We start from the raw sequence: 25,570 nt of genomic DNA on the forward strand, positions 1-25,570 counted from the left end.
TTGCGAGGCGGGCGGCGTCCGCCGCAGGCTGGAAAGAGAAAAAACGGCTGGGTGTTCGCCTTTGCAGCGACGCAAGAACCGTCCCCCAACGATCCTTTCACCCAGCCTTTGCTCCACCCCCGGAGCCGTGACCTCTCTGTCCCGCTGAACACACCTTGCCGCGGCGAAGGCGGTAGAACTACGGTCTTTCGCCGCAAATCCTTGCCGGAATAGCGGGATTCGAAACGTAAGACGCGGCGTCCCGTGACGAGATGTGCGCATTTGTGCGGAAGAACCCTCGCCCAGGTGATAGCTCCTGGGCAAGGGTGGGGTGGCAGAATCGTATCCGCTGGGCTATGGGCGTTCCACAAGAGGAAGGAGGGCGTTGATGACAGCAAATCGCAATCCGCTTTCCTGCGGACGCGGCGTCATCGGCTGACGCCCCCCGCCGCCCTCCAGCGCGGCTTCGCTTTCCATCTGCAATCTCGATCCAGGGACGCACGCTCAAGCAGGTGCGGCAATCTATGGCTGTGAACCACCTGAAGGGGCGCTCGGCGCTCCGCATCGTCTTCGCCTTCGCCTGGGGCAAATGGCGCCGCCGCCCGGCGTTGGCGGCGGGCGTGAGCGCCGCGATGTCTGCGGCAACGATCACGGAGGTCTTCGTTCCGCTGTTCGCCGGACGGATGATCGACGCGCTCGGATCCGGACCGGACGGTGCCGATGCCGCGTGGGTGACCTTCGGAACGATTGCGGCACTCGGGGTGATCATGGTCGTGCTCCGGCACCTGGCGTGGTGGGGCGTCGTTCCCCTGACGCAATCGAACATGCGGGAGACGGCCGCCGACGCCTTCTATCGGGTGCAGCGGCTTTCATCCGACTGGCACGCCAACAGCTTCTCGGGATCGACCGTGCGCAAGATCACCCGGGGCATGTGGGCGTTGGACACGCTCAACGACGTGCTCCTGCTCGCGCTGCTTCCGTCGTTGGTCGTCCTGATCGGCACGGTGGCGCTGCTGGGCGTTCACTGGCCCGTCCTCGGCGTCGTCATGGCGATCGGCGCCTGCCTTTATGCCGGGCTGACCGTCATCCTTGCGACCCACGTCCTCGCCCCCGCCGCGCGGCTGTCGAACGAGTGGGACACGCGTCTGGGCGGCATGCTCGCCGACGCGATCGGCACCAATGCCGTGGTCAAGGCCTTCGGCGGCGAGGCGCGGGAAGATGCGCGCCTGTCCGCTCTGCTCGAAAAATGGAGCCGGCGGACGACGCGGACCTGGATGTTCTTCACCTGGAGCGGCTCGGGCCAGTTCGCTCTTTTGTGGCTGATGCGGGCAGGGGTGACCGGCACCGCGCTGTGGCTGTGGTCGATCGGCCGGGCAAGCGCCGGAGACGTCGTCTACGTGCTGACCAGCTACCTCGTGCTGCACGGCTACCTTCGCGACATCGGCCAGCACGTCCATCAGCTTCAGCGCTCCGTGAACGAGATGGAGGAACTCGTTCGGCTCCATGACGAGCCACTCGGCGTGGCCGATCGTCCCGGCGCCGGGCCGATCCGGATCATGCGCGGCGAGATTACGTTCGACGCGGTCACCTTCCGCTACGGCGGTCACGAAACCCCGCTATATGACGGATTGAACGTGCGGATCCCCGCCGGACAACGGGTTGCCCTCGTCGGGCGATCGGGATCCGGCAAGACGACGTTCGTGAAGCTGCTGCAGCGGCTGTACGACGTCAGCTCCGGCGAGATCCGCATCGACGGTCAGAACATCGCCGCCTCGCAACAGATGTCGCTTCGCCGGCAGATCGCGATCGTGCCACAGGAGCCGGTACTTTTCCACCGCACCCTTGCCGAGAATATCGCCTATGCGCGGCCGGATGCGAGCCATGCCGAGATCGAGCGCGCCGCCCAACTCGCCAATGCGCACGATTTCATATCCGCATTGCCGAAGGGCTATCGAACGTTGGTCGGAGAACGCGGGGTCAAGCTTTCCGGCGGTGAGCGCCAGCGTGTCGCGCTGGCGCGGGCCTTCCTCGTCGATGCGCCGATCCTGGTGCTCGACGAGGCGACGTCGAGCCTCGACTCCGAGTCCGAGGCGCTGATCCAGGACGCGATCCAGCGGCTGCTGATCGACCGAACCGCGATCGTCATCGCGCACCGTCTTTCCACGGTCCGTGCACTCGATCGTATCCTGGTGTTCGACAAGGGCCGCATCGTCGAAGATGGTGCCCACGTCGCGTTGCTCGAGCGGGAAGATGGGCAATATCGACGGCTGTTCGATCGTCAGGCCGGAATGTCGTCCGGGAACGAGCTGCTCAGCTGACGCTGCGTGCAGGCACGATCGGGATCGAAGGTCGGCTCAGGCGGGTTCGGCGGTGCGGACTCGCGCGATTTCCTGGTCGCGATGCACCAGGGCCTCCCCGCGCCAGAGCTCGACCGGGCGGCCCCGTGACAGACGGCGGGCATAAGCGAGCGCGCCTTCGTCGTTGAAAAAGCCGACCTCTTCCTCGGTCCGGCGATCATGGTCTTCGAAGCAGAGTCTGTACAGCGGCATGGCCTCTCCTTCCCCGAGTCGGATCGAGAAAGTTGCGCCGATGCGGCGGGGAAGTCCAGCGGCGCGCGAACCCAGGCGACGGCATCGGCCGTCCCCCTGGAACGTCTCGGCGCGACCGGCTTTTGCCTCGACACCGCTCGCCCGCTATCACCCTGCGGAAAACAAACAACGTCCAGGAGAGTTCGATGCGCAACGCCGCTCTTGCCGCCTTCATGCTTGCCACCGCCGGCTGCACCGGCGCCGTCAGCGAGCGCCCCGTCTCCGCCGCTCCAGCGTGGTCAGAGGGCTATGGTCTCGCGGCCCAGCGGGCGAAAATCGCCCGTATCGCAATGCCCGCGGATACGGCTTTCCTCACTTCGGAGGAGCGGACCGTAACCAATCTGCTGATCCGCGCCGCCGAGCTGATGAACCCGATCTACCTGCGCCAGCGCTCGGTCGAGAACCCGACGATCCGGGCCGAGATCGAGCGCAGCCGTGACCCGCGCGCGGCGCAATTGCTCGACATGTTCGATCTGCATTTCGGGCCCTGGGACACGCTTGCCGAGAACCGGCCCTTCTACGGCGATGAACCGCAACCGGCCGGCGCCGGCTTCTACCCGCGCGATCTCAGCAAGGAGACGTTCGATGCCTATCTCGCCGCCAATCCGGAGCAGAAGGAGGCGCTCACGTCGCCTTACACCGTGGTTCGGCGGCAGGGAGAGAAGCTGGTCGCCATTCCCTACAGCGTCGAATATCGCGAGTGGCTGGAGCCGGCGGCGCGCCTGCTGGAACAGGCGGCGGCCCGGACTTCCAACACGAGCCTGCGGACCTTCCTGACCCTGCGTGCCAAGGCGTTCCGGACCAACGATTATTACCCCTCGGAGCTCGCCTGGATGGAAGTCTCGGGGACTCCGATCGAGGTCGTGATCGGGCCGTACGAAGTCTATACCGATACGCTCTACGGCACCAAGACCGCGTTCGAGGCCTTCGTCACGGTCCAGAACCCCAAGGAAAGTGCCGCCCTCGCCAAGTACAAGACCTTGCTGCCCGACATGGAGCGCAATCTTCCTGTCGAGGAAAGGTACAAGAATTTCAATCGCCCGTTCACCTCGCCGATCCTCGTCGCCGATCAGGTCCATGGCGGGGGCGACAACGTGCCCGGCGTGCAGACGGTCGCCTTCAACCTGCCCAACGACGAACGAGTCCGCGAGCAGAAGGGGGCGAAGAAGGTGATCCTGGCCAATGTGCTCGGCGCCAAATACGAGCGGATCCTGGGGCCGATGGCGTCCTTCGTACTGGTGCCGGAGCAGGCGCGGCTCGTCTCCAAGAAATATATGGAGGAGGAGACGCTGTTCCACGAGCTGTCGCACAGCCTCGGGCCCGGAACGATCAGCGTCGGCGGCCGTCAGACGACGGTCAATGCCGAGCTCAAGGACGTCTATTCCGCAAGCGAGGAAGCCAAGGCGGATGTGATGGGCGTGTGGAACATCCTTTATCTGATGAAGCGCGGCGAAATGCCGTCCGCCGAGCGCGAGCAGATGCTCGCCACCTATTTCGCCGGCATCTTCCGCGCGGTCCGCTTCGGCGTCGACGAGGCCCATGGGCGCGGCGCGGCGATGCAGTACAGCTATCTTAAGGACAAGGGCGCTTTCACCTGGGATGGCTCCGTGGGGCGGTTCCGGGTCGATTACGCCAGGCTGGAGGCGGGGGTCCGCGAGCTCGTCGCCGATCTCGTCCGCCTGCAAGGCAACGGCGACTATGAGGGCACCAAGGCGTTCTTCGAGCGCTACGCCAGGCTCGACGATCACGCGCAGGCCGTGCTCGCCACGACGACGCACATTCCGACCGATATCCAGCCCGATTATCCCGACCGCCTGTGAAGCCGATGCGGACGAGACGGCAGGCTGTTGCCATTCCGGGTCAGAAACGTTCGGCCAGCGGAGCGCCGAGGATGGAACCGCGTTGCAAGGGGGGAGCAGCCGGCGTGGAGCCGAGCGACGCATTCGGGAGACGGGAATGGATTATCAGGCGCTGGTCGACGACATTGTGGGGGACGTTCACGCCTATCGTGGCTCCGGCAAGGTCGCGTCCTACATACCGGCGCTTGCCGAGGCGGATGCGCATTCGTTCGGATTGGCGATCGCACTGGCGGATGGCTCCACCTATGTCGCCGGTGAGGGCGACGAAACCTTCACCATCCAGAGCATCTCCTACGTGTTCAGTCTCGCGCTTGCCTTGCACCACGTGAAGTCGGCGCTTTGGAATCATGTCGGGCGAGAACCGGCGGGATCTCCGGTCAACTCGATCATCCAGCTCGAGATCGAGAAGGGCAAGCCGCGCAACCCGCTGACCAGCTCGGGCGCGCTTGTCGTCTGCGATCAGCTGATCGGGCGGCGCGGCCGCGAGGAGGCCTGTTCGGAATTGCTCCAGTTCCTGCGCGAGCGCGCGGGCGCCGGCGAAATCGGCATCGATGAGACGATCGCCATGTCGGAATCCCGCGCTGGCGCCTTCAACCGCAGCCTCGCGCATTTCATCGCGGCGTTCGGCAACCTCAAGAACCCGCCTGAGGAAGTGCTGTCGCTTTACTATCGTCAATGTTCCGTGGCGATGAGCTGCCGCCAGCTTGCCCAGGCGGCGTTGTTCCTCGCGTTCGACGGGCATGATCCGGTCAAGGGTGACGTGGTCTGCACGCCGTCGCGGGCACGCCGCATCAACGCGTTGATGCTGACCAGCGGCCATTACGACAATAGCGGCGACTTCGCCTTCCGGGTCGGTCTGCCGGGCAAGAGCGCGGTCAGCGGCGCGATCCTGGCGATCGTGCCCCGAACCGGAGTGGTCTGCGTCTGGTCGCCAGGGCTCAATGATGCCGGCACGTCTCTGGTCGGGGCGGTGGCACTCGAGCGCCTGGTCGAGCGGACGGGCTGGTCGATCTTCGTCTGACCATGTGGGTCGGAGAGGGGATTGATCCTTGTTAATCTGATGGCAAGGAACGCGAAGCGCTCTCAAAGTGTTGATCCGGAAGAAAAAAGGCGCACTCCGTTTCGGACCGCGCCGCTTCGGAGAGCTTGATTGGCAACGTCCTTCCTCACTCCCTTCGCGTCTGCTTTCTCGTCCTCCATTCCTTCATCCGTCTCCGCTCTGCCGTTCCTGTTTGTCCGCAGCGACGCCCAGGACGAGGAATGGAAGGTGCGGGCGGCGCTGGCGACGGCTGCGGCGGCGGAGCGCGCGGACGATACCCGCCGGAATACGCGCGGGCGCCTCGCCTATCTGCTGTGCGAGCTCGGCTTTCAGCTCGGCCGCCACGGTGCCGATCGCGACGCTTCACTTCCGCTGCCGCGTCAGGAATTGTCGCGCACGCTGGACGTGCCGCTGTGCAAGGTGAAGCGAACCCTCGCCCTGCTCAATCTGTCGCAAGTGATCCGCATCGAGGGCGAGAGCATGCGCATCACCGACTGGCGTCGCCTGTGCAGCGTCGCGCAATATGATCCGCTGCGGCTCGACATGCGCGATCCCGAGGATGACGCGATCCAGACCACGGCAATGCTCGACGGCGAGGAAGGGGAAAAGCGGCTGACCGCGGCCGGGGACCCTGCCTGTTTCGTGTGATCGGAGGGGGTCAGCCGTGCGTTGACGGATCGTCGTGGCTATGCGGCGCAGGCTCGGTGGGCTGCTCGGTGAAGCCCTCGAGACCCGCAAGCTCCTCCACGTCGCGGGCGATCTCGACCGGGCTCGCGGCATAGAGATAGGTCAGCTCGGCAATCGATTTGAGCGCATGGATGTGGATCCGCTCATAGGAATGGCTGGCGTCGATGCCGAAGGTGATCAAGGCCGTTCGGACATCGGCGCCGCCTTCGAGGGCCGATGCGCTGTCGGAGCGGTAGTAACGGAAGACGTCGCGCTGGTGGCGGATTCCGTTGTCGGTGCACAGGCGGATCAGCTTGCGGGTGAGGTGATAGTCGAACGGGCCGACCTGGTCGGCCATCCCGATCGTGACGCCGAATTCGGCGCTGTTCTGGCCGGGGGCGGTCGTGCCGTTATCGATCGACACCATTGCGACGACGTTGTCGAGCAGCACTGCGGATGCACCCGATCCGACTTCCTCGGTGATCGTGAAGATGAAGTGGATATCGACGGGCACGCGCACCCGGTCGTCGACCATCGCCTTGAGCGCCGCCAGCATCGCGGCCACTCCGGCTTTGTCGTCGAGATGGCGGGATACGATGTAGCCGTTGTCGAGGAATTCCGTACCCGTGTCGATCGCGACATGATCGCCGATGTTGATGCCGAGCGCCTCGACGCTCTTGCGATCAGTGCAATCGGCGTCGACCCGAAGCTCGACATGCTGCCAGCCGACGGGCTGGGTATCGATTTCCTCGTTGAAGGTATGGCCCGAGGCCTTGAGCGGCAGGATCGTGCCGCGGAACGCACCTTCATCGCTGAGGATGGTGCAGCGCGTCGTTTCGGCCGCCCGAGCCGACCAGGTGCCCACCGGCACCAACTCGAGCCGGCCATTGTCCTTGATCATCTTCACCGTCGCGCCGAGCGTATCGAGGTGCGAGACGATCGCTCGCGCGCCCTCGACCTCGCGCCCGCGGTATAGAGCGAGAATGGCGCCGCGGCGGGTAACCGAGAAGGGTACGCCCATCCGCTCCAGTTCCTCCGACAGATAGCGGACGATCGGATCGGTGTAGCCGGTCGGGCTCGGGATCGCGAGCAGCCGCTGCAGCTGGTCGGCAAGATAGTCGGTATCAATGTTGGGCAGCGGCATCGGCCCTCCTGGCGGTGCGTGCGGCGGCGGGCATGCTGAGCGGGAACAGCAGGTCGACGAAGCGTTCCGCAGTCGGCTGCGGTTCGTGATTGGCGAGGCCGGGCCGCTCGTTGGCCTCGATGAAGACGTAGTCGGGCTCGGTCGGATTGGGCACGATGAAATCGACTCCGACCACCGGAATGTCGATCGCCCTCGCGACTCTGATCGCCGCCTCGACGAGGCGCGGATGGACCAGCGCGGTGACGTCGTGAATGGTGCCGCCGGTGTGGAGGTTCGCCGCCTTGCGGACCGCGAAGGCGGCGCCCTCGGGAGGGACATCGTCCAGCCCATAGCCGGCCTTGGCGACGCAACGCTCGGTCTCGGCATCGAGCGGGATCCTGGACTCGCCGCCCGTCGCCGCCGCGCGGCGACGCGATTGCCGCTCGATCAACTGGCGGACGCTGTCGCGGCCGTTGCCGATCACCTCGGCCGGGCGCCGGATGGCGGCGGCGACCAGCTTGTAGCCGATCACCACCAGACGGAGATCATCGCCCTTGTGGAAGCTTTCGACCAACACGCGATCACTGTGACGGCGCGCGATGGCGATCGCCGTCTCCACGCTCTCGATCGTGTCGAGATCGACGGCGACGCCGCGCCCTTGCTCGCCGCGCGCCGGCTTGACGACCAACGAGCCGTGCTTGGCCAGCATCGCCTTCACGGCCTCGACATCGTTGGCTTCGATTTCGTCGGGCACCGACACACCGGCCGCGTGGACGATCCGGCGAGTCATCGCCTTGTCGTCGCAGATCGACAGTGACACCGCGGTGGTGAGATCTGACAGGGATTCGCGACAGCGAATATTGCGGCCGCCGGAGCGCAGCTCGAAGAGGCCGCCCTCGGCATCGATCACCTCGACTCCGATGCCGCGGCGCCGGGCCTCGTTGATGATGATCCGCGCATAGGGGTTCATCGCCTTGGCCGGATCGTTGCCGGCGAACAGCCGCTCGTTGATGACGTTGCGGCGTTTGACCGCGAACACCGGCAGCCGATGGAAGCCGAGCTTCTCGTATAGTCCGATCGCCCCATGATTGTCGTGCAGCACCGACAGGTCCATCGTCGCCGCGCCCCGCGCGATATAATGTTCGGCGAGCCAGCGGATCAGGGCCTCGCCGACGCCGGGGTGCGGCGTCTGCGGGTCGACGGCAAGCGTCCACAGCGACGATCCCTTCTCCGGATCGTCGAAGGCGCAGCCATGATCGATCCCGGTAACGGTGCCGATGATGGCGCCGGTCTCCTCGTCCTCGGCAACGAAATAGGTGAGCAGCCGGCCATTGCGATGTTGCTCGAAGAAATCGGGCCGCACCTCGATCATCCGGTGCAGGGCATAGAGGCGGTTGACCCCGTCAATGTCGGTGTCGGGCACCAGACGCCGGACGAAGAAGCCCGAAGGCCGTCGGCCCGCGGCCCGGTAGGTGGCAAGCGTCAAGCGGAAGGTGTGCGAGGGATCGAGGAAGAGCTCGGCCGGCGCGGCCGCGAGCACGACATGCGGATCGGTCACGTACATGGCGATGTCGCGCTGCTCCGGCCCTTCGGCCCGCAGTTCCGAAAGCAGATATTCGGCATTTTCGAAACTGTGCGCGAACAGGATCCGTCCCCAGCCGCAGTCGGCGAGCGCGTTCGCCCGCGGCTGCGGTCCGTGCGGATTCTTGAGGAACGGGAACAGGGCGGCGCGCCCGCGATGATGATCGGTGCGACTGGCCATCAGCCGACCCTGTGCGACTGCAGCCAGAGTTCGATCAGGCCCACCTGCCACAGCTCCGAGCCGCGCAACGGCGTGATATGTCCGGTCGGATCCGCGAACAGCATGTCGAGATAATCCCGCGAGAACAGTCCGCGTTCCCTCGCCGGCGCGCTCGAGAGCGCGTCGCGGACGAGATCGAGATAGGGGCCATCGATATATTTGAGCGCCGGGACCGGGAAATAGCCCTTCGGGCGATCGATCACCTCGGACGGGATCACCTGACGGGCGACATCCTTCAAGATGCCCTTGCCCCCGCCGGCGAGCTTCAGTGAGGACGGGATTCGGGCGGCGAGTTCGGCAAGATCGTGATCGAGGAACGGCACTCGTGCTTCGAGGCCCCAGGCCATCGTCATGTTGTCGACCCGCTTCACCGGATCGTCGACGAGCATCACGTGGGAATCGATCCTGAGCGCCTTGGCGACCGGATCGGCAGCGCCGGCGCGGGCGAAATGGCCTCGGACATAGTCGAGCGGACCGCTGCCGCCGTTCCGCCACTCCGCGCCGAGATGGCGGTTCAGGGTTGCGGCATCGCGATCGAAGAAGGCGTGGGCGTAGGTGTCGACCGGATCGCCGGGCCCCGCCATCGGCGGATACCAATGATAGCCGGCGAAGACCTCGTCCGCACCCTGTCCGGACTGGACCACCTTGATGTGCTTGGCGACTTCGCGAGAGAGCAGGTAGAAGCCGATATTGTCGTAGCTGACCATCGGTTCGGCCATCGCCTCGATCGCGCCGGGGAGCTCGCGCAGCAGGTCTTCCGAGGGCACGAACAGCTTGTGATGGTTGGTGCCGTAATGGCCTGCGATCAGATCGGAATAGACGAACTCGTCGCCCTTCTCGCCATGGGCTTCCTCGAAGCCGATCGAGAAGGTCGACAGGCCGTGCTGCCCCATCTCGGCGAGCAGGCCGACGATCAGGCTCGAATCGACCCCGCCCGAGAGCAGCACGCCGACCGGCACGTCCGCGACCATCCGGCGCTCGACGGCGGTGCGCAATGAGTCGAGCAGCATCTCCCGCCACTCGGCGTCGCTGCGGCCCGCATCGCCGTCCTGCGGACCAAAGGGCGGATCCCAGTAAAGGTGATCCTCGAACGCACCATCCTCGTCATAGATTCGGACGGTGGCCGGCGGCAGCTTGCGAACGCCCTTGAGGATGGTGAAGGGCGGCGGCACCACTGCGTGCCAGCTCATGTAGAAATGCAGTGCATCGCGGTCGATGCCGGTGTCGAGATCGCCTGCGGCGACGATCCCGGGCAATGTCGAGGCGAAGCGCAGCCGGTCCGGCTTGGCGGAATAATAAAGCGGTTTGATGCCGAACCGATCGCGGGCGAGGATCACCCGGCCGCTGTCCCGTTCATGGATGGCGAAGGCGAACATGCCCTTGAACCGGCGGACGCAGTCACGCCCCCAGGCATGCCATGCCTTGAGGATCACCTCGGTGTCGCCGCCCGAGAAGAAGCGGTAGCCGAGCCCCTGCAATTCTTCGCGCAGCGGCTGGTAATTGTAGATGCAGCCGTTGAAGACGAGGTCGAGCCCAAGCTCCGGATCGGCCATTGGCTGGGCCGAGCGCTGCGAGAGATCGATGATCTTGAGCCTCTGATGGCCAAGACCGACCCGGCCGCGCATCAGCTGTCCGCAGGAATCCGGGCCACGCCGGGACTGGCTTCTCATCATCGTGGCGACCGCCGCGGCATCGGCGATGCCGGAGCGGAAACGGACCTCACCGGCAATACCGCACATCAGGCGGCCGCCTTGTTCATAGCGTGACTGTGAATCATTCTTCCGGAGGAGCTGAGGAGAGGAATGACCGGTGAACGGGGCTGGCCGCGAAACGATCCCGCAATTGAGCCAGGTTAAGAGGATTGGCGCCTGGTGGGCGTCAGCGGCCGGTCACCCGGCGACACACGGCGTCGAGCTTTGCCAACATCTCCGGATCGCGCGCATCCGGTGCGGTGATCAGGGCCTGATCGAGCACGGTATCGATCGGCGAGGCTTCGCGATCGGCGGGCAGGGCCTTGGCGAACAGCTCCACCATCGCGCGCGCCGTGACCGCGTTCGCCATCAGCTGGGCAATGATTTCGGCGACTTCGACCGGCTTGTCGCCGACCCGCCAGCAATCGTAATCGGTGACCATGCCGACGAGCGCATAAGGAAGCTCCGCCTCCCGGGCGAGCTTCGCTTCCGGCATCGCGGTCATGCCGATCACGTCGCAGCCCCATTGGCGGTACAGTTCGCTCTCGGCACGCGAGGAGAATTGCGGGCCTTCCATCGCGAGGTAGGTGCCGCCGCGGGTTACCGCGGCGCCTGCGGCCTCTGCCGCGCCCGCAAGGGTCTCGGCGAGACGCGGGCAGACGGGGTCGGCCATCGAAACGTGGGCGACGAGCCCCGGGCCGAAGAAGCTGGAGGCCCGGCCGACGGTGCGATCGATGAACTGATCGACCACAACGAAGCGTCCGGGCGGCAATTCTTCGCGGAGCGAGCCGATCGCCGAGATCGCGACGATATCCGTGCAACCGGCGCGCTTCAGGGCGTCGAGATTGGCCCGGACGTTGAGATCGCCGGGCGGAATGCGGTGTCCACGGCCATGGCGCGGCAGGAAGACGAACTTGTGTCCGTGCAGGCGGCCGACGAGCAATTCGTCGGAAGGGGGACCCCAAGGCGTGTCGACCGCGATCCATTGCGCGTCCTCCAGCGCGTCCAGTTCATACAGGCCGGAGCCACCGATGATGCCGATCGTCCATTCGCTCATGATCGCCGTCGTAGGCGGGGCAAGGCCGCTTCGACAAGCCGTCGCCGACACGATGGTGCGGTCAGCGCGCGGGTTTCCTGAAACGGTAGACGAAGCGATCGGTCTTGCCGCGGATGGCGGGGTCGAACACATTCTTGCTGTGATCGTCTTCGGCAAGCGCAAGCAGATCGCTCTGCCCGTCGAAGACGAAGCCGGCGGCCTCGAAATCGGCACGTACCCTGGCTGGATCGATGCGATGAAGCTTTTCGACGATCTCGCGTGTGTCGCCGGCGGGGCCGACATGATCGACGACGCCGACGATCCCGCCGGACCTAGTCGCCTCGAAGACCGCCTGCAGGAAGGCCGGCGGGTCCATGCGTGGAAAATTATACTGAGCGCTCTGCCAGTAGGTGTCGTGGTAGACGAGGTGCAGAAGGACGAAATCGAACGCCTGGCTCGGTAACGACACGGCGTTGGCGGGAGTGGCAAAGATACCAGCGTTCGGCGTTCGAGCCTTGAGCTCAGCCCAGGCGGCTCGGCTCTTGTCGGTTGAGAAGTTGGCAGGATTCCAGGCCAGGGCCAGGCCCTTGGGACCGACTGCCCGTGCCATGATCTCGGTATAATAGCCGGACCCGGCGAACAGATCGAGCGCCCGGTCCCCGACTTCGAGGCCAAGGAAGTGCAGGACCTCGGCAGGCTTTCGACTCGCATCCAATTCCACCGCGTCGGCCGGCCGTCCGCTCGCCGCCAGCGCCGCTGCAGCGTCGGCGGGCCTCGCCCCGGCACTTGCTGCGGCACAGGGCAGCAATATGCTTGCCGCGATCAGCCCGATCCTGCGCATGATGGCTCCTCCCCCCGATCTTTTCTTACACCTACGCTGCCGCGCGGCGCAGGAAAAGCGATGTCCATGCGACCAAAGCCGCCCACGGTTCGACCGGGAGACAGGAACGCCGCCTGTGGATATCTGAGAGGATTACCTGTGGGCTGAGGTGAAGAGGCTGCGGAAAAAAACTCCGCTTCGGTGATTTCAACCAGCGAAGAGGATTCGCTTTGACGGCAAAAGCAGGTTAAAAAAGACAGCAAGGTCCGTTGCTTGGCGCGGTCGGGTAGATCGACGGGTCAGACTGGGGCAGCGGATCACAGGCGGGGATTGTCACGCTGCGGGCGCGAAAGCTGCTCCGAAATGGAGCAAGGCATGGCTGTCGCCGCTCGAAAGTGGAGATAATCTTCGTCCGAGCAGGAGTGGCGGACGATGCGGTCGCGAGCGGAGTGTAGCAGGGATCGACGGGCAGCGATCATCTATGATGATGCGCCGTCCTTGCTTCTGTTCGGGCACGAGCCAGCGATCCAGACAGGGCGGCGCGCGGCTGCCGCGGGAGGCTTCCGGGTCCTTGGGGAGGCGACCTCGCCGGGGAAGGCCGTCACCGCTGCGCGCGCAGTTCCGGCCGACGGAATTCTCGTCATTGCCGACTCGGCAGCATCATCCGGAGAAATCCTCTCGTCGCTGGAGGGTGCGAAGCTCGATCCGGCAATGCCGGTCGTGGTGGTCTCCCCTGGTGCCGATCATGACCTGGGCCGGAATCATTCGAACGATATCATTCGAACCATCATCGCGAACGATCCAGCCAGTCTCCTTCTGGTTCTCCGAGATCTGGCGGTGCCCCGTGCGGTCCGTTTCCACGATGCCAAGAACCATGGTGGGCCGCGGCTGCAGCAACTCAGCGAGGAGGTCGGGCGAATCGCTAACATCCTCGCCTCCCTGTCGGAAGACGACGGACCCGAGGATCTCGAGCGGGACGAGGGCATGCGCATCGACGCCGCGTTGGTGCGATCGGTGATCCGCGTGCGCCGGCTGCGCGATCATTTCTTCCGAAGCGCGATGTTCGCAGACCCTGCCTGGGACATGCTGCTGGATCTCTATGCGGCCCGGCTTGAACGGCAGCGCGTCGCCGTGTCCAGCCTCTGCATCGCCGCCGCGGTGCCAGCAACAACGGCGCTTCGCTGGATCAAGACGATGACCGACCAGCGGCTGTTCGTCCGGGTGGCCGATCCGCAGGACGGCCGGCGGGTGTTCATCGAGCTGTCCGACGAAGCTGCGGCGGGGCTCGAGGCCTATCTCAAGGCCGCCCAGCGGATCTGTCCGCTGATCGTGTGATCGGCGACGCCGGGAGCGCGCGGCACGGAACGCTGAGCGCCCTGGGCTGGCTGTTCGCATCAGAGGTCGCGAACCGCCTTCAGCACCCGCCCGATGACGATAAACTCCTCCTGGCCGGGGTAGATCGTCCTGTGCTCCTTGTTGGTGGAGCATGGTTCGAGGCGTGCAGGCTGATCCTGATATTGCTTGAAGGTGGTTTCGCCGGAGGCGTTGCGGACGACATAATAGCGCCGCGGCAGCAGCTCGCGCCGGCTGGGATCGACGATCACCGCCTCGCCGTCGTCGACCACCTTGTTCATCGAATCGCCTTCGACGATGACGACGAACGCATCGGTGCTGAGGTCGCTGTCGGGGCTAGGCATGTGTCCGCGGACATGCTCGAAACCCTCTTTCCAGGCGCCGGCGGACACCAAACCCACGATCGGCAGCATGTGGGGCCGGGCCGGACGGCCCTCGTCATTGTCCAAGCCGAAATAGCGCCGGAGAATGTTTCCTTCCTCCAGCTTCAGATTGCGCTTGCCGCTCAGCGTTTTCGACATCTTGTCCGGCGTGATCCCGATGAGACGCGCGAGCCCCGCCTGGTTCTCGCCCCGCTCCTCCATCAGTCGCTTCAGTTGTTCGACGTTCATGGACCTGCTCGCGCCATTATTATGTGGCGAATATCGCAATAAACCGCTTGCGAATCAAGTGCGAAATTCGCAATATGAGTGGCGACTCGGCAAATGGGCCGATGCGCGGTGAAATGGAGATGTAAGTGGCGAGCGGGCGCGGCAAGGCAGGGCGTAAACCCAAAGCGGGAGCGCGGTACAAATGCGGCAGGCTGCGGCCTGTCCGCGAACAGGGGAATGACCGCATCGCCGCCCTGGCCGCGCGCTTCCAGCCTTTCCAGGGCGGCAAGGCCGGTCAATGGGTGCGGGATTCAGCGATCGGGCGCGCGTGGGCGGTAGGGCTGCTCGACGGCCATGATGCCGATCCGTCGGCGATCCGCGACGCTGGTCTGGGCTATGCGGCGCGTTACTGGAGTAATTATCCAACCGCCGCAGGAGTCGCCAATTACGAGGGTGTCGACCGGCGGGGACGGGGGCTGACGGGCGGCGGGGCTGATCCCGGCGGATTGGCTTTCCAGCGCCTCGATCGTGCGATCGCCGCCACCGGACGAGCCTCCTACGAGGCGGTTCAGAGCCTGGTCGTCGACACCCATTGGTCTCCACAGGACAATCCCGCCTGGCTCGACCGGCTGATCAATGCGCGTCTGGTGCATGCTGGCGTGCACGCGGACGGTCCTTTCCCGACCACGGCGGACTTCGATCGGCTCAAGCTTGCCGTCGAAGGATTGCTCGCCACCGTGCGCGGAGAGCGAACGCGCTCGACCAGACCGATTGCGCGATCCGGCAACCTCGGATAACCTGTTGCACAACAGGGGTAATGCGCGAGAAATTGCGCCGGGGGGCTGTTGATATGCAGGCAAGGTCATTCCTTGTGCTGGCGCTGACGGCATGCGCAGCAGCACCGGCAGGTGCGGCGGAGCCGGTGTACTTCCATCAATCGGGAATCGCGCGAGAGCGCTTCGCGACCGATCTCGCCGAATGCGTCGGCCTCGCCGAAGGCGTCCAGGCACCGCGCCACTTCGTCTATTCGCCCAACCTCTATGCGGCGGCGGCCGGCGCGTTTTTCGCGGGTTTGCTCGGATCCGGCGAGAAGCGAAAGATGATCGACAGCGTGCTGCGCACCTGCATGGCCGATAAGGGCTATCGCCGGATCAAGGCAACCGGGCCGCTGCGCAAGGAACTCGGCGCGCTGTCCAAGGATGCGCGCCTCGATCGCCTCTACCAACTCGCCGCAGCGGACGCGCCGCCGGGAAAGGCTCTGCCGAAATGACCAGGATCGTACCAGCCATGGCGGCGGTTGCGCTTGCCGCCGGATCGGGCGCCATGGCGCAACCGCTCAAGACCGTTCCCACGGTCCTCAACCCGGCCAAGGCCTATGTCCTGGTCGAATACCGGCTGCGCGCCAATCCCTATGCAAGCTTACCGGGCTCCCGGAAGACGATGCCGCTCGACCAGGGGCTCGTGCTCGCCCGCTACGATCGCGTTCTCGGGGACATTCGCGGCCTTGGGCGGGCAAAGCAGAATTCGCTGCCGGCCAAGCAATCGGCGGTCGAAGGCTTCCGCAACAAGCCGCTGGTCAAAGCCGCGGAATCGCGCCTGTTCCTGCTGGAACTGGAACCCGACACATGGGTCGTTCAAGGCTGGGGCAATACCTCTTTCTCGCTTGGCTCGTACGCATTCGATCTGGCGCCCGGGACGATCACCGATCTCGGCGTCGTCGTCGCCGAGGATGATTGGGCGGAGGGCGACAGGCCACCGACGGTCGGGAGCCTGTTCAAGGGCGCGCTGCTCGGGCCCTTTTCCAAACGGCCCGACGTGGCGCCGATCCGCGTCCGGTTCGAGCCGCGCGGCCCGAAGGACATCGCGGTCCCCGCCGCACTACCTGCCGGCCGCTTGCAATCGGTGCGCTTCGAACCGGACGCGAAGTTCGGCAATTATCTTGGCGGACTCGTCAATCGCATCGAAGGCGTCAACGCCCGGCTCAAGGCCCAGAGTGTCGCGGTTGAGTCGGCTGATCCCGTGCCCGAGGTGGCAGCGACCAACCCTGCGACATCGCCGCCGTCCGTTGCGCCTCATTGACCGTGCAAGCGGCACCCGTCGCGGCTCAGCGAACGTCCGCGCGAGAGTCCAGCTCGGCTGCCCGCGCTGCCTGCGCGTAGACCTCAGCCATCGCCTGCAGGGTCTGGCGCAGCTCGTCGTCGGCAGCTTCGGACACAAGGCTCCGACAGAGCGTCTCCTGCGCCAGCAGCCGTTGACGGCCGAGTTTCTCCAGATGATCGGACATGAGGCTAGCGTTACGTCCACCACAGCGCGGCGGAAACATGGGCTTTCGGCCGGGTGGCCCGTCGTATTTCCCCTCAATGGCGAAGCGACGGGGAGCGCGGCAAAGGCGGGCTCGGCCGGCTCGTCTCTCCACCGAATCGCCGGCCACGGGCCGAGGTGAAGCGCCCCACGCTCCGCCTCGGCCCACCCTTTGCAATGCGACGGCCGATCTCGATCGAAGGCCCTCAGCGGTTGCGAAGCAGATCGCGCGCGGCGTTGACCAGCTGGATGTAGGCGGCGCCTTCCGTCACGACATATTCGTTCTCACCCCATAGGAACGGCCAATCCTCCTTGTTCTCCGGGAAATCGGGTTTGAGGATCAGCACCCCTGGTACGACGCCGCCGGCAATGAAGCTGAAATCGGCGCGGTTGTTGCCGTAGGCGACTTCCTTCGACTGGGTACCGACGCCCGAGACGAACGAGATGTCGGAGCCCGGATGGTTGCCGTGGATGAAGGCGAGTGCCCGGAAGACGGCGTCGGGCTTGACGATTTCCGGGAACGCCTTGTGCAGCGCGTAGGTGGCGAGGCCATAATCTAGCACGGTGCCGCCGCCGGCCCAGCCGCCGGTCGTGATCGGAACGCCATAGGGATTGGCCTTGGCAATCTTGTCCGACTCCGCTGCCCAGGCGCGCACCGCCGGCTCCAGTGCGGCCCGATAGGAAGCCGGCATGTGGGGGAGGGCGGCGACAGCGGTCGCGGCGTCTCGCGTGAAGCTTTTCTCGATGGTGGGCCAGAGCGCCTGGACGCGTTCGGCGTACACGGATTTCCGCGTCGCGGCGAGCAGCTCGACGGCGGCGGCGAGCTCCTCGGCTTCGAGCGGCCCGCCGGTCGTATTTCCGTGGCGAAAGGTATTCGGCGCATGGCTGTGCTCCTCCTTCCAGACGCGCTCGGCGATGTCGAGGCATCGGGCGGCGAGCGAATCGTCGAAGCCCTTGAGCGCGCGGCTTGCCGCCGCAAGCGCCGCCGCGGATCCGTAATTCAGCGCGGAGGCGCGGCTGGTGAAGGCCCAGCGGTCATCGGGCGTCCCGCTGCGGCCGTTCTTCTGCTCGCCGGGCTTGAGCTTTGGATCGTAGACGAGGCCATCGGTCTTGGTCGAAGCATCGCCAAGATGGGTATATTGGCCGACGTCGGGTTCGACGATGCCATGGATTGCGTGGCCGACCGCATCGAACTGGGCGACGAGCTGGAGGGTACCGTGGCGGATCTGCTGCAGCAGATCGGGCGCGCCGTCGGGAACATGGATCTCGACCCGACGGCGCTCCTGATCGATCGCTGTGGTGTCGCGGGCCGGGCGGAACCGCTCCCAGCTTTCGACCATCGATCGGATCACCGCATATTGCGTCTGGGTGCGGATGTCGAAATCGCCGGCGTCGAGCCACCCGCCGACATTGAGGCCCGGAATATGTTCGCCCGGCTTGAACTTCGTGTCGGTCGTCGGGCCCTGCCGGTACAGATCGATATGTTCGTGGTTGACCGGAGCCTGCCGGGCATCGTCGCGGTGCGGCTCCCCATGCCAGACCCGATAGGCCTCGTTGACGAACATATGGTCCATCGCGATCGGGAAATAGACGTCGAGCGTCGGGTGCCAGGCATCGTCGTAGAGCGCGTCACCGATCCGAAAGGGTGCGGTACGGGTATCGCCATATTCGAGCTGATAGAGGCCGGGCGTGCGTACGTTCGAGAAATCGAAGGTGAGATAGCGATAGCGCAGGTAATCGCCCCACGCCTTGGCAGGTCCGACGCTGACCGGCACGGCGGCGCCGCTTGCCGAAAGCCGCAGCAGTCTGGGGGCAAGCCGTCGGCGGTCGCCGCGATCGAGCTCGATGGTCGCGACCTTCTTTTCCGCCGGCGCATAGCCGAGCTGGGAGTGGCCGATCACCGGTGGCCGCAACCAGCCGGGCGCTGCGGCCGCTTCGACGGTCCACTCGAGCACGTTTCCGGTGCGGCCCGATGGCAGCAACGAGCGCAGCACGAACCAGCCATTCTGCGCCTGGTCGCGCCCGTCGAAAAGCTGGATCGTGCCCTCGGAGGTGCGTACGCTGACCCGGCGGGCGGGATCCTCCGGCGCCAGCACGAAGCTCTTCCCCGTCGCCAGCGGCAGCGGTTCGGCGCCAGGACCGTCGCTGCGGCCGCTGGCCGGGTTGCGCTCGGCCGTCAGCATCATCGTGCTTGCCGGATAGAGCGGGAAGATGCCGGCCCTATCGTCAGCCATGTAGCTCTTGCGGAAATAGGCGGTCGGCAGGAATTCGAGGTTGAAGCCGGCTTTGCCTTCCAGCGCTGCGGGAAGGGCCTGCGGCAGCGCGACAGTCACCCGGAGCGCATCGCCGCGCGGCTCCGCACGGATCGTGTATCGAAACTGATGCTCGGGATATTCGAGCGAGGCCTCGATCACCCCGGTTTTCGGATCGACCTTGCGTTCGACCAGTCGCCCGATTGCATCCCACTGTCCGGGCGTCGAGGAGAGCCGGACATCGCCATTGGTGGCGGTGCGGGCGCCTTGCTGGATGAGCTCGACGCCGCTGATTTTCGAGTCGGCGAACAGGCCGTCATACCAATTGCTGAACACCAGCCAATTGACCCCGGCGCTTTCGTAATAGCCGCCGTCGCCGAGCGTCAGCCGCGGGGCGGTGGTCTGCGCCCCCGATGCCTGCGAGAACACCGCTCCTGCCGTGCACAGAAGCAGCCCGATCATCGTTCGCGTGCCGTTTCGCATCGCATCCTCCCTGTTTTATGCTAGCGCTAACATAGCCAAGCCGTCATGCTTGCCAAGCGCCTCCGAAAGAGCGGCATGACAATGACGGGAGATGGTGATGATGAGGCTTCTTCTGCTCGCGGCCTCGTGCCTGCTCGGGTCTGCCGCCTTGGCACAGGTGCCGAAAACACCGGCAACAGTGCCGCTATGGACGAGCGGGGCGCCGGGATCGGAGGGCCGCCGCGGAGAGGCCGAGCAGGCCCAGGATTATTGGATCAAGAACGTCCACAACCCCTCGCTCACCGTGTTCCCCGCCGATCCCCGTCACGCCAACGGCGCATCCGTCGTCGTCGTTCCGGGCGGGGGACATCGGATCATCGTCTGGACCTCCGAAGGGATTGCGGTTGCGCAGGCGCTCAATCGGATGGGGATCAGCGTCTTCGTCCTGAAGTACCGCCTCGCCCGCGAGGAGGGCAGCCGCTACACGATCGAAGGCGATGCACTTGGTGACCTGCGAAGGGCCGTGCGCTGGGTTCGCGCCAATGCGAAGCAGTACGATCTCGACCCGAACCGTGTCGGGGTGATGGGCTTCTCGGCGGGGGGCGAGCTCGTCTCGATGCTCGCCGACAACAAGCCGGCCGCCGCGCTGCCGCCGCCGCGCGACCCGATCGATCGCGAGAATGCCCGGCCGGACTTCCAGATTCAGGTCTTCCCGGGTCCGCTCGGCATCCCGGCCAACGACGCCGCCGAGGCGCCGCCGGCATTCATCGCTGCGGGATCACTGGATCAATGCTGCGCCGAGCCCGCGGTCACGCTGTACGAGCAATTGCGCAAGGCGGGGGTTCCAGCCGAACTTCACATGTATGCCAATGCCGATCACGCCTTCAACCTCGGTGAGGCATCGAACCTGCTGTCGATCCTGCACTGGCCCGACCGTTTGCACGATTGGCTGATCGACAGCGGCTTCCTCGACGACCGCAGCCGAAGGTCTGCGGCATCGAAGGCGGAGTAGGTCGGCAAAAATTTCCGGGTGTTCCGCACGGGCACGGCCGCACCGTCCTATGAAGTAACGGTTAACGCCGTTTCCGGACAAGGACCCGCCCCTTATGCACCGCAGCTCGATCCTGCCGCACCAACTCCCCACCGCGCTCGACCACAATCCTGAAGCGGCGGTGTTGTCGCTGGATTGCTTCGACACCTTGCTGTGGCGCAACGTCCATCAGCCCGACGACGTGTTCGCGGACCTGGTGCAGGACGGCATCGATCCGGGGCAGCGCATCATGGGCGAGCGCCGGGCACGCACCGAGGCGCGGATCAACGAGGAGCGGCACGAGGTCACTTTCAAAGAGATCTACACCAAGCTGATGACCAACGCGGACGACGCCGTCCGCAGCGCCGCCATCGCGCGCGAGCTTGCCGCCGAAGCGCGTCACTGTTTCCCATTCCGACCGACCGTCGAGCTGATGGACCGCGCCAAGGCCCAGGGCCTGAAGGTCATCATCGTTTCCGACACCTACCTCGACAACGCCCAGCTCACCGAGCTTCTGCGCCTTTCCGCCGGCGAGGACGTGCTCGCGCTGATCGACCGGATCTTCTGTTCGTCGGATTACGGCAAGCCCAAGGCCGCCGGACTGTTCGTCGATGTGCTTGCCGAACTGGGTGTCGAGCCGGCCCGCATCCTGCACCTCGGCGACAATCCGGTGGCCGACTTCGACTCACCGAGCCGCCTCGGCATTTCGGCCCTGCACCTCGTGCAGTTCGACGAAGCCACGAAGGAGCGGCTGCGCCTGGAGACCGTCGGCGCGTCGGTATTCAACGCGGCAGTGCGCGGTTCGATGCCGGCCTACCAGCCCCATCGTGCCGGATTGTCGATCGCCCAGCCCTTGCTCTCCGATCCGACCTCCGCGCTCGGCTATGCCGCGCTTGGCCCGGTCTTCTATGGCTTCGGACGCTGGCTGCTCGACGAGGCTGCCGATCTCGAGCAGCGTACCGGCAAGCCGGTGCGGATGTTGTTCCTGCTGCGCGACGGTCACCTGCCGCACCTGGTTCACCAAGCGATCGCGCCGGAAAGCGCCAACGCGTCGCGTGGCGAGATCAGCCGTTTGACCTCGTCGGCGGCAACGCTGACCACCGAGGATGCGGTGACGCGCTACGCCAAGGTTGCAACCCTTTCGGGCTATCCTGCGGATTATACGCTCGCCCGCTTGCTGTTCCCGCCGGCCGAGGCCAATCGGATCATCCGTTCGCTTCCGAAAAAGGGAGACCAGAACCAGGCCCTGTTCCGCTACCTCAGCAAGCCGCAGACGATTGACGTGATCATGCGCCGCTCGCGCGCCTTCTGCGATCGAATGATCGAGCATGTCCGCGCCGCGACGGGCATCCAGCCGGGCGAGACGCTGATGCTCGTCGATCTTGGCTATAACGGATCGGTGCAGAATCGCGTGGACCGCGTGCTGGCCGAAGCGCTGGGGGTCCACGTTGCCGGTCGCTATCTGCTGCTTGCCGAAAGCGAGGTGAGCGGTCTCGACAAGAAGGGCTTCATGGATCGGCGCAACTATGACGATCGTGCGCTCGATGCGCTCGGATCGGTGGTCGCGGTGATCGAGCAGCTCGCCACCGTGAGCCAGGGCTCGGTCATCGATTACGATCCCGGCGGTTCCCCGATCCGCCGCGACTACACGATCAGCGACTCGCAGACTCGGACCCGCGACCGAGTCCAGGCTGCCTGCGTCCAGTTCGCCAGGGACGTTGCCGGCGCTTCGCACCGCCGACCGCAATCGGACGATGTTGCCTGGACGCACGGCGCGGCCGCGACCCTGATCCGCCTGATGTTCCTGCCGACGAAGGAAGAGCTGGCGGTGCTCGAGGCGTTCGACCACGACATCAATCTTGGCACCTCCTCGCACGTGAAGCTGTTCGATCCGGAGGTCGCCGAGCGTGAGCTGAAGCGGCGCGGGCCTTTCTACCTCAAGCATAGCGAGCGCATGTATCTGCCGGCCGAGCTGCGCGGGCAGGGTTTCCCGCTGACCTTGATGGCGATGGCAAGCTGGCGCCTCCGCCTCGACGTCCAGCATAGCGAATTCAGCGATCGCCACATCGTGCTGCCGGTGATGATCGCCGACGGGAACGAGCTCAGCGAAAGTGTCGTGCACGCAACGCCGACCCATGAGGGTTTCTTCGTCGCGACCATTCCGGTTGGCAGCGGCCGCTTTGCCATCGGCGCCCAGTTCGCAAAGCAATATGAGTGGCTGCAGATCGAGGCAGTGTGGTTCACGCCAGCCTCGACCTTCCTCAATCCTCGCAGCATGCACGCATCGAAGGATTTTGCCGCACCCTATCATCTCGAAGGTATCGAGGAAGTCGCACCGGGGCTTCTCAAATGCACCGAAGAAGCGGGATTCCTGCTGGTGCCGCCGCCGCCGGTGCAGGCCGACGTCGTCCTCCATATCGCCTTCCGCCCGATCGCACCGCGCGTGAAGGCACCGGTCACTGCGAATCCTGCGGAGCCGGCCCTGGTCGGCTGAGCAACCCCGTACGGCTGACGAAGACAGGCATGGAGCTCCGGCTTGCATGCCTGTTTTCATATCTGCCCAGGAAACATGCTGGAATCTCAGGATGTTGGGAACCATACGCCGGTTAGACCGTTCACGCGGTCATGGCAGAGATCGGTTTCCCCATCTTCTTCATCCTGATGCTCCTCGCGGGCATGGGCGCCCTGGCGAGCACCATAGCAGGGCACTGGGCGCGGATTATCGCCGCACTGGACGGCAGGCTGATCGCCAGTCCTTCGCCCGAGCGCATCCTCTCCGTGCGCACCTGCGCGCCGGCGGATCTCCCGTATGTCGCACGCCGGATGAACCGGCCAGCCGGGTTCGAACCTGTGCGGCCGGCGTCTCCATCCCGGCGAAAGGCAGCCTGAAATCCTCGCGCAGGACGCGCCTCCCGCAACAGTCTCCCAGTTCAAGCAGCCTCCGCCCCGGATCCGGGCGCGACCATGATACTGCCAGCGACAGTTGCGGTCAGAGGCGCTTGCCCATGCTGATGCGCGGTTCGATCTCGTAACCTAGACTTGCATAGAGATTGACGACCACATCGTTGTCGGCGCGCACCTGCAGGTTCACCTTTGTGCAGCCCAAGGCGGCGAGCCTTGCCTCCGCTTCCCTGATCAGCGCAGCGGCGATCTTACGTCCGCGATGGCTGCCGCGCACCGCGACCGCATAGAGCCACCCGCGGTGGCCGTCATATCCGGCCATGGCGGTGCCGACGACCCTTTCCTCATCCTCGGCGACGAGGAACAGCTCCGGCTGGACTGCGAGCTTGGCCGGAATGGCCAGTTCGGCACGATTGTATGGCGGATCGTTCGGGAAGGCTTCGCGCCAGAGGGCATCGACGCCATCGAAATGCGCGTCACGATAGTGGCTGATCGTCGTCACCTATGTCTCCATCGAGGTCCGGATCAGACCACCGCCGGCTCGATCATCCGGATCGTGCCGGACGTCGCATCGATCTCGGCGCGGACGCCGACCGGGATGCTGAACTGGTTCGCGACGTGGCCGATCAGCGCGCCCTGGAACGCGGGAATGCCGAGCGGCGCGAGTTGCTGCTGCAAGACTTCGGACAAGGTGAAGCCGCTATAGGAAGGGCCGGTGTTGCGGCAATCGGTACATTGGCCGAACACCACGCCGGCGAGCTTGCCGAGCACGCCGCCGAGCGCAAGCTGGGTCAGCATGCGATCGATCCGATATTCGGCTTCGTCCGTGTCTTCGATGAACAGAATCGCACCACTGAAGTCTGGCAGATAGGGCGTGCCCATCAAGGCGGTCAGAACGGTCAGGTTCCCGCCGAGGAGGCGGCCGCTCGCTTTGCCCGGCCGGAAGGTGCGAATTCGTCCCGCACGCTGCACGAGCCGGTCGTCTGTCCCCTGCGGGTTGCTGTACACGGGCATCGCTCCATCGAAGGCGACGCCGCGAAAACTGTCCCAGGAGAGCTTGCCCCACGAACTTGCTGCATTGGGGCCGTGGATGGTGGTGAAGCCGGCTTTCGCTGCAAATGCCATGTGCAGCGCGGTGATGTCGCTGAAGCCGATCAGCAATTTGGGATTGGCGCGGATCAGATCGAAATCGAGGAAGGGCAGGATGCGCGCGCATCCCCAGCCGCCGCGAACGGCGAAGACAGCGCGCACCTTGTCGTCGGCGTACATTGCGTTGACGTCGGCTGCACGATCCCTGTCCTTGCCCGCAAGGTAGCCATAGCGGGCAAGGAGGTGCGGGGCCGGTTTGGGCACCAGCCCCATCGCGACGATCGCTTCCATGACCAGCGCCAGATCGAAAGCATCATCGGTGAAGCCGGCAGGCTCGATCAGGCCGACCGTGTCGCCGGGCCGGAGGCGCGGTGGCTTGCGCACCGTCGGGCTGCTCGCGGCGCGGGTGGCGTGGAGGGGGAGGGCGAGCGCTGCGGCAAGTGCCGCCAGGCCGGTGATCGCAGTGCGTCGGTCATGCATATGGACGTACATAGAACCGAAATGATCGCTTCCGGCAAGCGGCCCGCCCGAGCGCAGTAGCCGGCTTCAGCCGACGTCGCGCCAATCGAAGGTCAGCGGAGCCTCCCGGAAAGCGAAGCGATCGAGATGGCGCGCGACGACGCCTTTCAGGCCTTCGAGCTGCTCGGGCGACGTGGCATCGACGCGGACCTCGAGCGTCTCCGCCTGCGCACCGAAACTCGCCAGCCCGTCACCGGGATAGTCGGCGCCGCGAGCATCCTTCGGAAAGGTCACTGTGCCACGTTCCGGAGTGTAGGCGACTTCCAGATTGTGCGCCCAATGCTTGCAGAGCTGCTGCAGATAGCGGCTGCCGCTGGCGGTCGGTACAGACGCGATCGCGCTGTGCGTAAAACTCATTCTCTCACCTCGTTGCCACTCGCTGTCCTTGCCTGCTGCGCCGTGCGGCAGAAGCAGGCTCCGGCGGCGGAGGCGCGATGCCGAGCCTCCGCCTCAAGATTTCCAATCGCGGCA

Annotated in this window: 22 protein-coding genes; 10 read left to right on the forward strand and 12 right to left on the reverse strand. The window is 65.3% G+C overall.

The window, feature by feature from the left end; translation table 11 throughout:
• Positions 1 to 503: 503 nt before the first annotated feature.
• Positions 504 to 2,297 (forward strand): ABC transporter ATP-binding protein, encoded by a 1,794-nt coding sequence (locus C7I55_RS02235; RefSeq protein ID WP_106511239.1) that lies wholly within the window; start codon positions 504 to 506, stop codon positions 2,295 to 2,297.
• 36 nt (positions 2,298 to 2,333) lie between these two features.
• Here C7I55_RS02235 and C7I55_RS02240 read toward each other — a convergent pair whose 3' ends face one another.
• Positions 2,334 to 2,528 carry a hypothetical protein gene (locus C7I55_RS02240; protein WP_106511240.1) on the reverse strand — a complete coding sequence of 65 codons (195 nt, stop codon included), beginning with the start codon at positions 2,526 to 2,528 and terminating at the stop codon, positions 2,334 to 2,336.
• Positions 2,529 to 2,713: 185 nt separating this feature from the next.
• On the opposite strand from C7I55_RS02240, the gene C7I55_RS02245 reads away from it, so the two are divergent.
• From C7I55_RS02245 to C7I55_RS02255, 3 genes are all read left to right on the forward strand, one after another.
• Positions 2,714 to 4,387: a dipeptidyl-peptidase 3 family protein gene (locus C7I55_RS02245; protein WP_106511241.1), complete on the forward strand. Its 1,674-nt coding sequence runs from the start codon at positions 2,714 to 2,716 to the stop codon at positions 4,385 to 4,387.
• Between the two features lie 136 nt (positions 4,388 to 4,523).
• Positions 4,524 to 5,447 (forward strand): glutaminase, encoded by a 924-nt coding sequence (locus C7I55_RS02250; RefSeq protein ID WP_106511242.1) that lies wholly within the window; start codon positions 4,524 to 4,526, stop codon positions 5,445 to 5,447.
• A gap of 129 nt (positions 5,448 to 5,576) precedes the next feature.
• Positions 5,577 to 6,113, forward strand: coding sequence for a helix-turn-helix domain-containing protein (locus C7I55_RS02255; protein WP_106511243.1), 537 nt, complete (start codon positions 5,577 to 5,579; stop codon positions 6,111 to 6,113).
• Between the two features lie 10 nt (positions 6,114 to 6,123).
• On the opposite strand, the gene C7I55_RS02260 is transcribed toward C7I55_RS02255, so the two are convergent.
• The 5 genes from C7I55_RS02260 to C7I55_RS02280 all read right to left on the reverse strand — a co-directional run bounded on the left by C7I55_RS02260 (position 6,124) and on the right by C7I55_RS02280 (position 12,623).
• Entirely contained in the window at positions 6,124 to 7,275 is a 1,152-nt protein-coding gene (locus C7I55_RS02260) for an osmoprotectant NAGGN system M42 family peptidase (protein ID WP_106511244.1), read from the reverse strand.
• Entirely contained in the window at positions 7,256 to 9,016 is a 1,761-nt protein-coding gene (ngg, locus tag C7I55_RS02265; protein WP_106511245.1) for an N-acetylglutaminylglutamine synthetase, read from the reverse strand. Before ngg ends, C7I55_RS02260 begins: the two co-directional genes overlap by 20 nt.
• Positions 9,016 to 10,794, reverse strand: coding sequence for an N-acetylglutaminylglutamine amidotransferase (locus C7I55_RS02270; protein WP_106511246.1), 1,779 nt, complete (start codon positions 10,792 to 10,794; stop codon positions 9,016 to 9,018). Before C7I55_RS02270 ends, ngg begins: the two co-directional genes overlap by 1 nt.
• A 139-nt stretch (positions 10,795 to 10,933) precedes the next feature.
• Positions 10,934 to 11,803: an S-methyl-5'-thioadenosine phosphorylase gene (locus C7I55_RS02275; protein ID WP_106511247.1), complete on the reverse strand. Its 870-nt coding sequence runs from the start codon at positions 11,801 to 11,803 to the stop codon at positions 10,934 to 10,936.
• Positions 11,804 to 11,864: 61 nt separating this feature from the next.
• The gene (locus C7I55_RS02280) at positions 11,865 to 12,623 is read right to left on the reverse strand and encodes a class I SAM-dependent methyltransferase (RefSeq protein ID WP_106511248.1); all 759 of its coding nucleotides are present in this window, start codon (positions 12,621 to 12,623) and stop codon (positions 11,865 to 11,867) included.
• A 411-nt stretch (positions 12,624 to 13,034) separates the two neighbouring features.
• On the opposite strand from C7I55_RS02280, the gene C7I55_RS02285 reads away from it, so the two are divergent.
• On the forward strand, positions 13,035 to 13,937 hold the full coding sequence (locus tag C7I55_RS02285) for a winged helix DNA-binding protein (protein ID WP_106511249.1): 903 nt from the start codon (positions 13,035 to 13,037) through the stop codon (positions 13,935 to 13,937).
• Positions 13,938 to 13,996: 59 nt separating this feature from the next.
• On the opposite strand, the gene C7I55_RS02290 is transcribed toward C7I55_RS02285, so the two are convergent.
• Positions 13,997 to 14,566, reverse strand: a complete 570-nt coding sequence (locus C7I55_RS02290; protein ID WP_106511250.1) for a LexA family protein — start codon at positions 14,564 to 14,566, stop codon at positions 13,997 to 13,999.
• Between the two features lie 125 nt (positions 14,567 to 14,691).
• On the opposite strand from C7I55_RS02290, the gene C7I55_RS02295 reads away from it, so the two are divergent.
• From C7I55_RS02295 to C7I55_RS02305, 3 genes are all read left to right on the forward strand, one after another.
• Positions 14,692 to 15,342, forward strand: coding sequence for a hypothetical protein (locus tag C7I55_RS02295; protein WP_106511251.1), 651 nt, complete (start codon positions 14,692 to 14,694; stop codon positions 15,340 to 15,342).
• Positions 15,343 to 15,467: 125 nt separating this feature from the next.
• Positions 15,468 to 15,815 (forward strand): hypothetical protein, encoded by a 348-nt coding sequence (locus C7I55_RS02300; protein ID WP_106511252.1) that lies wholly within the window; start codon positions 15,468 to 15,470, stop codon positions 15,813 to 15,815.
• Positions 15,812 to 16,624, forward strand: coding sequence for a hypothetical protein (locus tag C7I55_RS02305; RefSeq protein WP_146150903.1), 813 nt, complete (start codon positions 15,812 to 15,814; stop codon positions 16,622 to 16,624). Before C7I55_RS02300 ends, C7I55_RS02305 begins: the two co-directional genes overlap by 4 nt.
• A gap of 25 nt (positions 16,625 to 16,649) precedes the next feature.
• Here the strand turns inward: C7I55_RS02305 and C7I55_RS02310 are convergent, their stop codons facing one another.
• Positions 16,650 to 16,829 carry a hypothetical protein gene (locus C7I55_RS02310; protein ID WP_106511254.1) on the reverse strand — a complete coding sequence of 60 codons (180 nt, stop codon included), beginning with the start codon at positions 16,827 to 16,829 and terminating at the stop codon, positions 16,650 to 16,652.
• A gap of 223 nt (positions 16,830 to 17,052) precedes the next feature.
• On the reverse strand, positions 17,053 to 19,581 hold the full coding sequence (locus C7I55_RS02315; RefSeq protein ID WP_233222003.1) for a glycoside hydrolase family 9 protein: 2,529 nt from the start codon (positions 19,579 to 19,581) through the stop codon (positions 17,053 to 17,055).
• 97 nt (positions 19,582 to 19,678) lie between these two features.
• Here C7I55_RS02315 and C7I55_RS02320 point away from each other — a divergent pair, with 97 nt between their 5' ends.
• Both C7I55_RS02320 and C7I55_RS02325 read left to right on the forward strand, forming a co-directional pair.
• Entirely contained in the window at positions 19,679 to 20,572 is an 894-nt protein-coding gene (locus tag C7I55_RS02320) for an alpha/beta hydrolase (RefSeq protein WP_233222004.1), read from the forward strand.
• A 94-nt stretch (positions 20,573 to 20,666) separates the two neighbouring features.
• A complete protein-coding gene (locus C7I55_RS02325; protein WP_106511256.1) occupies positions 20,667 to 23,084 on the forward strand; it encodes an HAD family hydrolase in 2,418 nt (805 codons plus the stop codon).
• Between the two features lie 495 nt (positions 23,085 to 23,579).
• Here C7I55_RS02325 and C7I55_RS02335 read toward each other — a convergent pair whose 3' ends face one another.
• The 3 genes from C7I55_RS02335 to C7I55_RS02345 all read right to left on the reverse strand — a co-directional run bounded on the left by C7I55_RS02335 (position 23,580) and on the right by C7I55_RS02345 (position 25,456).
• Positions 23,580 to 23,993 (reverse strand): GNAT family acetyltransferase, encoded by a 414-nt coding sequence (locus C7I55_RS02335; RefSeq protein ID WP_106511258.1) that lies wholly within the window; start codon positions 23,991 to 23,993, stop codon positions 23,580 to 23,582.
• Positions 23,994 to 24,016: 23 nt separating this feature from the next.
• A complete protein-coding gene (locus C7I55_RS02340) occupies positions 24,017 to 25,060 on the reverse strand; it encodes a S66 peptidase family protein (protein ID WP_106511646.1) in 1,044 nt (347 codons plus the stop codon).
• A gap of 66 nt (positions 25,061 to 25,126) precedes the next feature.
• Positions 25,127 to 25,456 carry a DUF2218 domain-containing protein gene (locus C7I55_RS02345; protein ID WP_106511259.1) on the reverse strand — a complete coding sequence of 110 codons (330 nt, stop codon included), beginning with the start codon at positions 25,454 to 25,456 and terminating at the stop codon, positions 25,127 to 25,129.
• Positions 25,457 to 25,570 lie beyond the last annotated feature (114 nt).

Origin of the sequence: Allosphingosinicella deserti (assembly GCF_003012735.1) — a bacterium.
Taxonomy (GTDB): Bacteria; Pseudomonadota; Alphaproteobacteria; order Sphingomonadales; family Sphingomonadaceae; genus Allosphingosinicella; species Allosphingosinicella deserti.

Excerpts from the sequence above, each read along its gene's own strand:
- C7I55_RS02245 (WP_106511241.1), top strand. The coding sequence starts at position 2,714 with ATGCGCAACGCCGCTCTTGCCGCCTTCATGCTTGCCACCGCCGGCTGC.
- C7I55_RS02325 (WP_106511256.1), top strand. The coding sequence starts at position 20,667 with ATGCACCGCAGCTCGATCCTGCCGCACCAACTCCCCACCGCGCTCGAC.
- C7I55_RS02320 (WP_233222004.1), top strand. The coding sequence starts at position 19,679 with ATGATGAGGCTTCTTCTGCTCGCGGCCTCGTGCCTGCTCGGGTCTGCC.
- C7I55_RS02270 (WP_106511246.1), bottom strand. The coding sequence starts at position 10,794 with ATGTGCGGTATTGCCGGTGAGGTCCGTTTCCGCTCCGGCATCGCCGAT.
- C7I55_RS02315 (WP_233222003.1), bottom strand. The coding sequence starts at position 19,581 with ATGCGAAACGGCACGCGAACGATGATCGGGCTGCTTCTGTGCACGGCA.
- C7I55_RS02235 (WP_106511239.1), top strand. The coding sequence starts at position 504 with ATGGCTGTGAACCACCTGAAGGGGCGCTCGGCGCTCCGCATCGTCTTC.
- C7I55_RS02250 (WP_106511242.1), top strand. The coding sequence starts at position 4,524 with ATGGATTATCAGGCGCTGGTCGACGACATTGTGGGGGACGTTCACGCC.
- C7I55_RS02305 (WP_146150903.1), top strand. The coding sequence starts at position 15,812 with ATGACCAGGATCGTACCAGCCATGGCGGCGGTTGCGCTTGCCGCCGGA.
- C7I55_RS02260 (WP_106511244.1), bottom strand. The coding sequence starts at position 7,275 with ATGCCGCTGCCCAACATTGATACCGACTATCTTGCCGACCAGCTGCAG.
- C7I55_RS02340 (WP_106511646.1), bottom strand. The coding sequence starts at position 25,060 with ATGCATGACCGACGCACTGCGATCACCGGCCTGGCGGCACTTGCCGCA.
- C7I55_RS02290 (WP_106511250.1), bottom strand. The coding sequence starts at position 14,566 with ATGAACGTCGAACAACTGAAGCGACTGATGGAGGAGCGGGGCGAGAAC.
- C7I55_RS02345 (WP_106511259.1), bottom strand. The coding sequence starts at position 25,456 with ATGAGTTTTACGCACAGCGCGATCGCGTCTGTACCGACCGCCAGCGGC.
- ngg (WP_106511245.1), bottom strand. The coding sequence starts at position 9,016 with ATGGCCAGTCGCACCGATCATCATCGCGGGCGCGCCGCCCTGTTCCCG.
- C7I55_RS02240 (WP_106511240.1), bottom strand. The coding sequence starts at position 2,528 with ATGCCGCTGTACAGACTCTGCTTCGAAGACCATGATCGCCGGACCGAG.
- C7I55_RS02275 (WP_106511247.1), bottom strand. The coding sequence starts at position 11,803 with ATGAGCGAATGGACGATCGGCATCATCGGTGGCTCCGGCCTGTATGAA.
- C7I55_RS02310 (WP_106511254.1), bottom strand. The coding sequence starts at position 16,829 with ATGTCCGATCATCTGGAGAAACTCGGCCGTCAACGGCTGCTGGCGCAG.
- C7I55_RS02280 (WP_106511248.1), bottom strand. The coding sequence starts at position 12,623 with ATGCGCAGGATCGGGCTGATCGCGGCAAGCATATTGCTGCCCTGTGCC.
- C7I55_RS02285 (WP_106511249.1), top strand. The coding sequence starts at position 13,035 with ATGCGGTCGCGAGCGGAGTGTAGCAGGGATCGACGGGCAGCGATCATC.